General features: G+C 44.2%; 10 protein-coding genes. All 10 read right to left on the reverse strand.

The features are described 5' to 3' along the window. Positions 1-7: 7 nt before the first annotated feature. Positions 8-2,239: a penicillin-binding transpeptidase domain-containing protein gene (locus MHI27_RS23555; RefSeq protein WP_405174825.1), complete on the reverse strand. Its 2,232-nt coding sequence runs from the start codon at positions 2,237-2,239 to the stop codon at positions 8-10. A gap of 45 nt (positions 2,240-2,284) precedes the next feature. Beyond that, positions 2,285-2,677 carry a septum formation initiator family protein gene (locus MHI27_RS23560; protein WP_076284765.1) on the reverse strand — a complete coding sequence of 131 codons (393 nt, stop codon included), beginning with the start codon at positions 2,675-2,677 and terminating at the stop codon, positions 2,285-2,287. Positions 2,678-2,700: 23 nt separating this feature from the next. Beyond that, complete coding sequence (gene rsmH / locus MHI27_RS23565; protein WP_042190866.1) at positions 2,701-3,654, reverse strand: 16S rRNA (cytosine(1402)-N(4))-methyltransferase RsmH; 954 nt, start codon at positions 3,652-3,654, stop codon at positions 2,701-2,703. A 36-nt stretch (positions 3,655-3,690) separates the two neighbouring features. Continuing rightward, a complete protein-coding gene (gene mraZ / locus MHI27_RS23570; RefSeq protein WP_036683674.1) occupies positions 3,691-4,128 on the reverse strand; it encodes a division/cell wall cluster transcriptional repressor MraZ in 438 nt (145 codons plus the stop codon). Positions 4,129-4,492: 364 nt separating this feature from the next. Beyond that, complete coding sequence (locus MHI27_RS23575) at positions 4,493-5,764, reverse strand: adenosylhomocysteinase (RefSeq protein WP_188114736.1); 1,272 nt, start codon at positions 5,762-5,764, stop codon at positions 4,493-4,495. Positions 5,765-5,886: 122 nt separating this feature from the next. Continuing rightward, a complete protein-coding gene (gene bshC, locus MHI27_RS23580; RefSeq protein ID WP_379424545.1) occupies positions 5,887-7,518 on the reverse strand; it encodes a bacillithiol biosynthesis cysteine-adding enzyme BshC in 1,632 nt (543 codons plus the stop codon). A gap of 231 nt (positions 7,519-7,749) precedes the next feature. Further along, positions 7,750-8,670, reverse strand: a complete 921-nt coding sequence (locus MHI27_RS23585) for an ABC transporter ATP-binding protein (protein ID WP_042190873.1) — start codon at positions 8,668-8,670, stop codon at positions 7,750-7,752. Further along, a complete protein-coding gene (locus MHI27_RS23590; RefSeq protein ID WP_042190876.1) occupies positions 8,667-9,662 on the reverse strand; it encodes an ABC transporter ATP-binding protein in 996 nt (331 codons plus the stop codon). The genes MHI27_RS23585 and MHI27_RS23590 overlap by 4 nt, the downstream gene beginning before the upstream one ends. Positions 9,663-9,673: 11 nt before the next feature. Continuing rightward, entirely contained in the window at positions 9,674-10,588 is a 915-nt protein-coding gene (locus tag MHI27_RS23595; RefSeq protein ID WP_042194363.1) for an ABC transporter permease, read from the reverse strand. 33 nt (positions 10,589-10,621) lie between these two features. Further along, positions 10,622-11,554, reverse strand: coding sequence for an ABC transporter permease (locus MHI27_RS23600; RefSeq protein WP_042190878.1), 933 nt, complete (start codon positions 11,552-11,554; stop codon positions 10,622-10,624). Positions 11,555-11,588: the final 34 nt, after the last annotated feature.

An 11,588-nucleotide genomic window follows, 5' to 3' on the forward strand; every position in this document is an offset into this window, starting at 1 on the left:
AACAAGCCTATGGCCCACTCTCCGATTCCGTACCCTCATCAGCAGTCGAAGTTGTAGGATCCTCTTCACTCTTATCATTTAATGGTTTCAGCTTCAAAGTAACCAATGTTTTGCCGTTCTTTGTTCCTTCAATCTGTTCCGAGACATATCCTTCGCCTTCTACCGCAATCTCCACTTTTAGAAGTGTTAGAATCTCAAGCGCATCACGCAGCGACTCTCCTTGTAATTTTGGAATGGTAGGCTTGTCCCCTTGCTTGCTTAATAGGTATATACGCTGTCCTTGAGCAAGCTTCGTTCCAGCCTCTGGATATTGGGTTTCCACAGAAGCTTCTTCACCGACCACTTCAAAATCAAATCCTTGATCCAGAAGTGTCTCTCTTGCTTCTTTCATCGTTTTGCCCATCAGATCAGGTGTGGTCCGGAGCACAGGCGCTTCAGATTCAACTGTTTTTTTACTTTCCTTATCGCTAGTTTCAGTCGCTAACTTTGGAACTCCCATGTATTGCAGAGACTGAGATACGATTTCTTTAAATACAGGAGCTGCAGCTTTACCGCCGCCAACCTCAACGTTCGGTTCATCAATAATAACAATAACAGCGATCTTTGGATCATTCACAGGCGCATAACCAATAAAGGAGACCAGTACTTTGGACTTCACGTAGTCCTTACCTTCAACCTTGATAGCCGTTCCTGTCTTACCTGCGACACGGTAACCTTCTATGTGAGCGTTGCGTCCTGTACCTTTGACTTGATCGGCAACTACCTGCTCCAAGTATTCACCGGTTTTCTTGGCGCTTGCCTCATCAATCACCTGACGCACTACACTAGGCTGAGTAACCTTAGTGTCACCGGTGTTTGGGTCCGTAACCTCTTTTACCACATATGGAGTCATCAGTTTCCCACCATTGGCGATAGCAGATACAGCAACCAATTGTTGAAGCGGGGTAACTAGCACTTTACCATGCCCATATGCAAGTGTAGCAATTTCGATAGGACGTCCAAGGTTAGGGTTAACGACCCCACTGGCTTCCCCTGGCAAATCGATTCCTGTCTTCCCATTAAAGCCAAAATCATCAATATACTGTAAAAGTCTATCTTGTCCGAGCATTTCATAAAGTTTTACAAAAAGAACGTTACTAGACCGCTTCACACCTTCCAGGAAACTGATTTGCCCCCAGCCGGCACGATTAATATCATGTAATGCCTTACTGTATCCCTTAATTCTGATAGATCCTGACAGAAATGTAGCTACGGGATCAAAAAGCTTCTCTTCTACAGCTGCAGCAAGTGTTACAATTTTGAAGGTCGAACCGGGCTCATAAGTTGATTTGATAGCATGATTGTAGAAACCCGCTGCATCAGCACCCGTATCCATATATTTATTAGGATCAAAGGTAGGCATATTCGCCATCCCCAAAATCTCCATCGTATTCGGATCAGCAGCAATGACACTCATACTTTTCGGCTTATATTGCGCATATGCCTTTTCCATGGCCGCTTGTATATATTGCTGGATTGTACTGTCGATTGTAAGTTTGAAATTACTGCCATTTACTACAGGTTTATAAGTATCTTTTGAATCCGGCAGCTTAACCCCTTGACCGTCACTTTGATAAAGCAGCTTGCCATCGGCACCCTTAAGCTGTTCATCTAGGGATTTTTCCAGACCCATAATGGCCTTGCCATCTCGATCTGTATAGCCTAATATATGCGCAGCAAGCGAACCCTTAGGGTAATATCGTTTCTGCTCTCTAACAAGACCAATCCCAGTCTCTTGAATTTTATGCTCTTTACCTAGGGCTACATAAAATTCTTTCACCTTATCCGCAAGTTCCTGATCGATCTTCCAGCCTTCGTTTCGAACCTCACGATTCTTGAGGTATTTACCGTTCTCGTCTTTCGCTTCAACCAGTTTCCGCAGCTCATCTTCTGGCTTGCCGAGTAGCTCATGCAATCCCTTGACGACCTCATCACCAATTCCCTTTTCAGCAATGACTGCCGGGTTTACAACCACAGTATAAGCAGGGACATCACTTGCGAGCACACTCCCATTACGGTCAGAAATCGTTCCTCGCTCTGCTTTGATAGTCGAAGTGTGCGCCCAAAGTGTAGCAGCCTTTTCTTGCCATTCTGAGCCCTCCATAACTTGAATCCAGAACACTCTAGCTATCAAAACAAGAAAAAAGAGGGTAATACACCCTCCTATAAACAGCGTGCGAAGTTTTATTCTCTTTACCATAAGCGAACCTCACAATTTTTTTATTGCGATCTTGCCAATCGCTCACTAATTATCGCCTTCTGTCGATATCGGATTCGCCGGAATAAAGATTGTAGCATTTTCATCCGGTGCTACGTATCCAAGATCCTTTGCCTTTTGGGCAACCTTCTGCTCCAAGTTCTGCTTCTCCATCTCAAACGTGGAAATTTGCTTCTTAGCAGTCGCTATATCCTTATCTAATTTCTGGGCCTGCAAGTTCAAATCATAAATATGAACGTAACGTGAAATCAGGGTGATAGCCACCAAAACGCATACTCCTAGCGTCAGCATATACAAAAGTTTCTCTTGCAGCGGAAGTACTCTTCGTTTGGTAACTACTTTTGTCTTCTCGCGGTAAAGGGGGTTTACCTCTTCTTTTCTTTTGGGCTGAACTGCTAAATTGCCGCGGGTATAGGCCATCTCTGACTCTCCTTTATCGTCAATTACAATTTTTCTGCAATGCGCAGCTTAGCTGAACGGGCTCGAGTATTAAGCTCAAGCTCTTCTTCAGAAGGCACAAGCGGTTTGCGGTTGATTAACTTAAGCGTGCCTTTCGCGCCACATACACAAAACGGAAAGTCAGGCGGGCATGTACATCTGCTTAAATAGCTGCTTAGTATTTGCTTGCAAATTCGGTCCTCGAGTGAATGAAAAGTGATAACGGATACTCTACCTTCTGGTGCAAGGCAACGTACTGCGCTATGTAATCCTTCTTCAAAAGCACCCAACTCGTCGTTTACAGCAATCCGTAAACCTTGAAAGCTACGTTTAGCGGGGTGTCCTCCCGTTCTTCGTGCAGCCGCCGGAATACCTTCCTTGATAAGCTCAGCTAATTCTCCTGTGGTCTCCACAGGACTTTCTTCTCTTCTGTCTACAATTTTCTTAGCAATTCTCCGCGAGAACTTCTCTTCTCCATATTGGAAAAGCACACGGGCAATCTCCTGCTCAGACCACGTATTCACAATATCAGCAGCCGTTAATAGCGCCGTCTGATCCATTCGCATGTCCAGCGGAGCATCATGATTGTAACTAAATCCGCGTTCTCCCTCATCAAACTGGGGAGAGGATACGCCAAGATCAAAGAGGACCCCATCCACTTGGGGAATGCCATCTTTTTGTGGTACAAAGGGCACATCCTTAAGTACACTCTCCAGATCACGGAAATTGGTCTTAATGAGTACAACCTTGTCTCCGTATTCAGCTAGTCTTTCTTTTGCGTTCTCCAGAGCCCAATCATCTTGATCCAAACAGATTAATCGGCCTTCGCCGCTAAGTTTGGAAGCAATTAGTGCGCTGTGGCCTGCTCCACCGAGAGTGCAATCTACATAGATTCCGTCTTTTTTGATGTGCAGCCCTTCTGTCGCTTCTTCTTTAAGCACCGTGATGTGGTGAAACAAGCTGCATCCCTCCAGGACAGTATTCGATATTGTGTTTTATAGATCAAAATTGAAATCCACCAATTTTTCGGCAATTTCGTTGAACGATTCCTCGGACTGTTCGAAGTACTGCTCCCATAGCTCTTTGTTCCAGATTTCCACCCGGTTCGAAACGCCCAGAATAACACAGTCTTTGTCCAGTTTGGCATACTGCCTTAAATTGGCCGGCAGATTTACCCTTCCCTGCTTATCCCATACACATTCTGTTGCGCCTGAGAAAAAAAAGCGACTGAATGCACGGGCATCTGATTTCATCAGTGAAAGGCTTTTTAGCTTTTGTTCCATGATTGCCCATTCTTCCATGGGATAAACAAATAGACACGAGTCTAGACCACGGGTCGTCACAAAGGAGGTTCCAAGCAATTCACGGAGTTTAGCCGGAATAATAATTCGGCCTTTGTCGTCAATGCTGTGTTGATACTCTCCCATGAACATCCTTTTTCCCACCCCTAATCCCCGAATCCCCACTTTACCCCACTTTTCACCACTTAAGCATAATAGATTCGCCATTAAAAATCAAAAACCTTTTTCTGGTGAAAGGAATTTTTTGCTAAATCAGATGGATCGTTGCCCAAAAAACATTTCGCCACAGAAAAAAGCCATACAATCGGAATCTTGTCCGCTGCATGGCTTTTCAAGCCTAAACGCCTTCGGCGTCCTTTTAAGGACGCCGAAGCGTTTAAGCGAGAAATATAAGGATAATGTATAGCGTAAAACTTATACTCTCTTATATTTTACAAAAGTTGCTTCAGTTCAAGGTACACTTGGTTAATATACTTTATTGTTGTGCGTTCCGTAATTAATCGTTCAGATTCCAGCTGTCCAAATAATCCACTTGTGCTGGAGTCAGACTATCAATGTTAATGCCCAGACTTTGCAGCTTGTAGCGTGCTACCTGCTCATCCAGCTCATAAGGAACATTCTCAACTTTTACGCCAATGCTCTTATAATTATCATTTACATATTTTAACGACAGCGCTTGTAGCGCAAAGGTCGTATCCATAATTTCGGCAGGGTGTCCATCCGCAGCACCCAGATTTACAAGTCTGCCTTCTGCAAGCAGATATAGTTTACGTCCGTCGCGAAGCTGGTACTCTTCGATATTTTTGCGAACAGTACGCTGAGATACGGATCTTTCAGACAATTCCGGCTTATTCACTTCAACGTCGAAATGGCCTGCATTGCACATGATTGCTCCATCCTTCATCACATCATAATGTTCACCGCGAATGACATAACGATTACCAGTTACTGTAACGAAGAAATCACCAACCTTAGCAGCTTCCAGCATAGGCATAACTTCGAAACCGTCCATATGTGCTTCAACAGCTTTAATAGCATCCACTTCTGTGACAACCACTTTTGCGCCCAAACCTTTGGCACGCATAGCAACACCTTTACCGCACCAGCCGTATCCGACAACAACTACGGTTTTGCCCGCAACAATCAGGTTGGTTGTTCGAATAATTCCATCCCATGCGGATTGGCCTGTGCCATAGCGGTTATCAAACAAATATTTGCAATAAGCATCATTTACTGCGACCATTGGGAACTTCAACACACCTTGCTTTTGAAGAGCTTTTAGACGAATGATGCCGGTTGTTGTTTCTTCAGCACCCCCACGAATATTCTCCATTAGATCAGGACGCTCCGAATGCAGCAATGTAGCAAAATCCCCACCATCATCAATAATCAAATCCGGTTTGCTTTCCAGCGCCTTGATATTAAGGGCTTTGAACTCTTCAGGAGACGGGTTGTATTTAGCAAATACGGTAATTCCGTCCTCTACAAGCGCCGCACATACATCATCCTGTGTAGACAGTGGATTCGATCCAGTAATAGTTACTTCTGCACCGCCTGCTTTGACTACCTTCGCCAGATAAGCGGTTTTAGCTTCCAAATGAAGCGTAATAGATACTTTTAGTCCTTTGAATGGCTGCTCAGCTTCGAACTGCTCACGGATACGGTTCAATACCGGCATATGTTGACGAACCCAGTCGATTTTCAAATGACCTTCGGGTGCGAGTGACATATCAGCCACGATACTATTTTGTTTTGATGAACTCATAATGAAACCTCCTAAAAGTTTTATGGAGCGATACTTCTATGTTTTACTTCGCAGTAAAACTCGCTTCGTAAGCATAATCCAAGTTTTGTGAGCGTTACTTCTTTGTTTTATGGAGCAATACTTCTCTACATATAAATGATTCGATGCGTCCCACTATAATCCGGTTCAATAGCCATCAGCTCATCTAACCATGGAAGTCCGTAGCGGTTCAAGTAATACATGATATTGTACACTCTTTCTTGCAGTTTACCCAGTGGCATTAACGACAGCTCGATTCGCTCCCATTGACGGATTGCAGCTTCATTCTGTTTTGCCATTGCATCTTGGGCTTTCGCTTGTAAAAAAGTGATCTGATCTAAAATCTTATCTTTATTGTTATTCCCTAGTTTTAGCAGACCTGCCTGAATGGTTCCAAGCTGCTCAATCAGTGGTTCGTACATGGCGGAGAAAGTAGCTTTAGTTTCTTCGAAACGTTGTTCAATCCCCAGCTCATCCTGTGCAGCCAACCACTCATGTCTTTTACGATCTAGTCCCTGTCTTACATCCTCAAAGCTTAGTTGATATTTATCCATATGCTTATGAAGCGTACCTTCCACCACTGTGAAAGACATTCGCGGGATGATCAGGGGCATTTGTCCCCCAATGGTCTCAAACGCACGATGCGGAATAGCCCAATAAGCAATCTCACCTTGACCTAGCACTGTTGCTAGAACCGGCAACACATAATCCTGCATAAGCGGACGTGTCAGCACGTTGTTACTGAATAGTTCCGGATGAACCTTCACTTCCTCCAGTAGTTCATCACGGGTGAACGATACCTGGCCTTTGCGATCGGCAAAAACGCCATCTTTCTTATGAAGCAATAATCGTACACCTTCATGTATATAAAAGAGGTTGGCATTGCCTGCCGTAACGTCAGCTTGAAGCTCATACCCAGCGTTCACGATATCAGAAGCAGAATTCATGTACGCTGTTTCCAGTGCATCATTCTGCATAATTAGCGAAGTAAAGAAAGGCTCTTCTAACTTACGAAGGTTAGGATCAGCAGAATCGAGCAGGATCAGACCAAATTTACCAAATAAAGAACCCATCAGCTTGGCAAAAGCATCCGTCATACTATCTGCTCTAAACGAAGAAGATCGAATAAATTCCATAATTTGCGGTTTAAAGTCACTATCTTGAAGTAGCGCATCCAGCTGATCCACTACTTGCTGCCAGCTTTCATCTTCTACACGAATATTACTCACCGAGGAGCGTTTCTCCTCTGATTTCTCTATCTTAATCTTTGTAATCTCTTGCGTACGATTTAATACATACGTATGATTCACTTCATCCCAGTCATGATCCTCTCCTGCAATCCAGAATAATGGGATTACAGGTCGACCGAGCTGTTCTGCTGCTTCTTTTGCCGCCATAATGGTTGTCATTGCTTTATATACTACAAGTAGTGGTCCTGTAAATAATCCGCTTTGCTGTCCGCCAGTAACCACTAACGTTCCCGGCTGTTCTAAAAGTGCCAGGGAAGACATCACCGCATCATGTGAATTATGCTTTTCATTATATTGCCGTAGACATGCAGCAACTTGTGTCCGGTCTGCACGGAGACCCTCACTACGATCCAGCCATTCTGCCCGAATGCTTCTACTCTCTTTGCTTCGGAAATCCCCACCATACAAATGACTAACTTTTTCAAAATTTTCTATATAGTCGCGCGCGAGTGCAGATCCACCCGGGAGCGGTTCCTTAACAATATTCATTTGCTAGTGCCTCCAGTTCTACTGAGCAGTTATATGTAAATCCAAGTTCGTAAACTCTATATGATTGTATCCAAAGTCAGGGGCCGCGTCAAAAGAATTACATACCTGCAAAAAAGCAATGCAAGAGCAGCCGTTTTATTTTCTTATCCATTAAAATGATTATTAAATATCCCCACTACATACAAGAGGCGAGAGCATAACGCTCCCGCCTGTCTAATACTCGCTATAGATTTAAGCAAATTTTTTGCTTACCCAGTGTCCTTTGGATACTTCTACTAATTCAAAGTCACTATCATTGCTCTTTTCGTTAGCAGAATAAATAGGACTACCAAGCTCATCATGCAAGTGAATACGTTTCTTGTTTACTTCAATTTCCGGATCCGGAATTGGAATAGCTGACAAGAGAGATTTGGTATAAGGGTGGATAGGATTTGCATAAAGCTCTTCACTTTCCGCCAATTCTACCATTTTACCCAAATACATAACTGCTACGCGATCACTGATATGTTTAACCATAGACAGATCATGCGCGATGAAAAGATAAGTCAATCCCAGACGATCTTGCAATTCTTTAAGCAAGTTTACGACCTGAGCCTGAATGGATACGTCAAGCGCGGAAATCGGCTCATCACAAACGATGAACTTAGGATTTACCGCTAACGAACGGGCAATCCCAATACGTTGGCGTTGTCCACCAGAGAATTCATGCGGATAACGAGTAGCGTGATCATGGTTAAGACCAACCATATCGAGCAGCTCTTCGATCCGTTTTTTACGTTCTGCACGACTGCCAGCCATTCCGTGAATGTCCAGTGCCTCGCCGATGATATCAGAAACCGTAAAACGCGGGTTAAGTGATGCGTACGGATCTTGAAAAATCATCTGCATGTCACGGCGCATTGCTTTCATTTTGTTAGAAGGCAATTTATAAATGTCTGTACCATTATATTTCACACTTCCGGCAGTTGGCTCATACAAGCGAAGAATTGTACGTCCAGCAGTAGTCTTACCACAACCGGATTCCCCTACCATTCCAAGCGTCTCGCCCTCACGGATGGAGAAGTTAATATTATCAACAGCCTTAAGAACCTTGCCTTGACCTACATTAAAATATTTCTTAAGACCTTCTACCTCTATTAGGTTCTTACTCAAGAGTACTGCACCTCCTTGGCCATCGAATGCAGATTCCAGCAACGCGCCATATGCGTTTCGCTGAATTCTGTGGCGCCGGGATCGATTTGTTCGCAAACATGCATTGCTTCATTGCAACGCGCGGTGAACGGACAGCCGATCGGCGGCTTGATCAGATCTGGCGGTGTGCCGATGATCGGAATGAGCGGCTCACCCTTCTTTTGGTCCAGACGCGGCATCGAGCGCAGCAGACCTTTGGTATATGGATGCTGTGGATTCTTAAAGATTTCCCATCTTGTTCCGGTCTCCACAACTTCACCTGCATACATTACAATTACCCGATCACACATACCGGCAACGACGCCAAGATCATGGGTAATCAAAATGATGGAGGTACCTAGTTTTTGCTGCATCTCTCTCATAACTTCCATGATCTGCGCCTGAATGGTTACGTCAAGAGCCGTTGTAGGCTCGTCCGCTATGAGTAAAGCCGGACGGCAGGCTAGCGCGATTGCAATCATTACACGCTGGCGCATACCGCCTGAAAACTCGTGGGGATATTGGTTAAAGCGAGCCTCAGCATTTGTGATGCCAACTAATTTGAGCATCTCAATACCTTGCTTTTTCGCTTCGGCCGCTGACATTTTCTGATGTTTAATCAAAACTTCAGTGATCTGTTTGCCCACTTTGATGGTTGGGTTCAAAGAAGTCATCGGGTCTTGAAAAATCATGCCAATATCTTTACCGCGAATGGATTCCATTTCTTTCATGCTTTTGTCTAGCAAATTTTGTCCTTGGAAAATAATTTCTCCCTTTTTCACTTTAGAGGGTGGGGAAGGGATCAACCGCATAATCGATTGTGCAGTTACACTCTTACCGCTGCCGGACTCGCCGACGATGGCAACCGTTTCACCTTTGCCAATTTCAAAATTCATACCACGGACAGCTTGCACTTCTCCGCCTTTAACAAAAAACGAAACATGCAAATCTTTGACTTGTAAAATAGGTTCCATCCATAACCCTCCTATTTTTTCAGCTTAGGATCAAGCGCGTCACGAAGACCATCACCGAAAATGTTGAAAGAAAGCATGGTTAAACTGATCAGAATGGCAGGGAACAGGAAGCGCCATGGATAGTACAACCAACCGGTGAGTGAATCGTTAATCATAGATCCAAGTGAAGCGATAGGAGCTTGTACACCAAGACCCAAGAAGCTTAGGAAAGCCTCTGCAAAAATTGCATTTGGTACAGAAAGTGTAATCGTTACAATAATCGGACCCACTGCGTTCGGCAGAAGGTGTTTGAACAACAGTCTCGCAGAACCTGCACCCATGGAACGGGAAGCCAATACGAACTCTCGATTCTTGAGCTGCATAATTTCACCGCGTACAATCCACGACATCGTAATCCAACCCGTGATGGTTAAGGCCAGGATGATGGTACCAAGACTTGGTTCAAGCACAACCAAAAGCAAAATTACAACAAGCAGATAAGGAATGGAGTACAGAATTTCAGAGAATTTGTTCATGATATTATCTACACGGCCGCCGAAGAAGCCCATAATACCTCCATAGATAACACCGATAAACAAGTCGATGGCTGCCGCAGCTAGACCAACGATCAAGGAGATCCGTGCGCCGTACCAAGTACGAACGAAAATATCACGTCCAAGATCATCCGTTCCAAACCAGTGATCGGAGGAAGGGGGCTTATTGGTATTCATCAAGTCATTGGAGTAATAGTTATATTTCGAGAATAAGGGAGCGATAATCGCTGCAAGCACGATCAAGCCTAGAATCCCAAGCGCGGTCATCGCCATTTTGTTTTGACGCAACCGTTGCCAAGAATCTTTCCAGGCAGAGAGACTCTCCCGCTGAATAACCTCGGCTTCTTTTTCATCTACACCGACTTTTTGAAAATCTTCCGGTTTTAGATTCATGTTCTTTAACAAGTTATTATCAGATGCCACTCTTTAGCCCTCCTTTCCTCCACTTAATTTCATACGTGGGTCAATCAATACATAAGCAATATCAGTAATGAAACGGGCCACCATGAGTAGTACACCATAGAAAATGGTTATCCCCATAATAACGGTATAGTCACGGACACCAATCGCTTCCACGAACTGTTTACCAATACCCCCAACACCAAAGATCTGCTCGATAACAACCGAACCAGTTACGATGTTAGCTGTCATAGGTCCCATGTAAGTAACAACCGGCAGGATACCATTACGAAGTACGTGACGGCTTAGAATAGCCATCCAGCTTAATCCCTTAGCCTTAGCCGTTTTGATATAATCCGCATTCAAAACTTCAAGCATACTTGAACGTGTCAAGCGCGCTATAAATGCTATTGGCTGTGCCGAGAGCGCTGCTACAGGAAGGAAATAATAGATTGGTCCTTTAAAGCCTGAAACCGGTACCCAACCCAATTTGAAAGCGAACACATACTGTAATAATGACGCGACTACAAAGCTCGGAACCGCAATCCCCAGAACTGCCAACACCATCGCGGCGCTGTCAAGAAACTTTCTGTGATAGAGTGCCGCTAACATGCCGAGAAGAACCCCAACAATAACCGCCACAACAATTGCGACGAGTCCCAGCTTCAGCGACGCTGAAAAGGTTTGACCGATCAAATGTGATACATCTTGATTCAGGCGTTTCATGGATACACCCAGATCACCTTGGATAATATCACCTAAATACTTAAAATACTGATGAGAGAGCGGCTTGTCCAGACCATATTGCTCCATCAAACGCGCTTTAATTTCTGGCGGTACTTTTTTCTCAGAAGTAAACGGATCCCCTGGAATAGCTTTCATCAAGAAAAAAGTTGCTGAAATCAGTACAAATAATGAAACCAACATATAGAAGAATTTATTTGCGACATAACGAACCATCCCCATCACACCTCCTCCGACAAATTTTTTGAGA

This window comes from Paenibacillus sp. FSL H8-0261 (genome assembly GCF_045040645.1).
Classification (GTDB): Bacteria; Bacillota; Bacilli; order Paenibacillales; family Paenibacillaceae; genus Paenibacillus_AQ.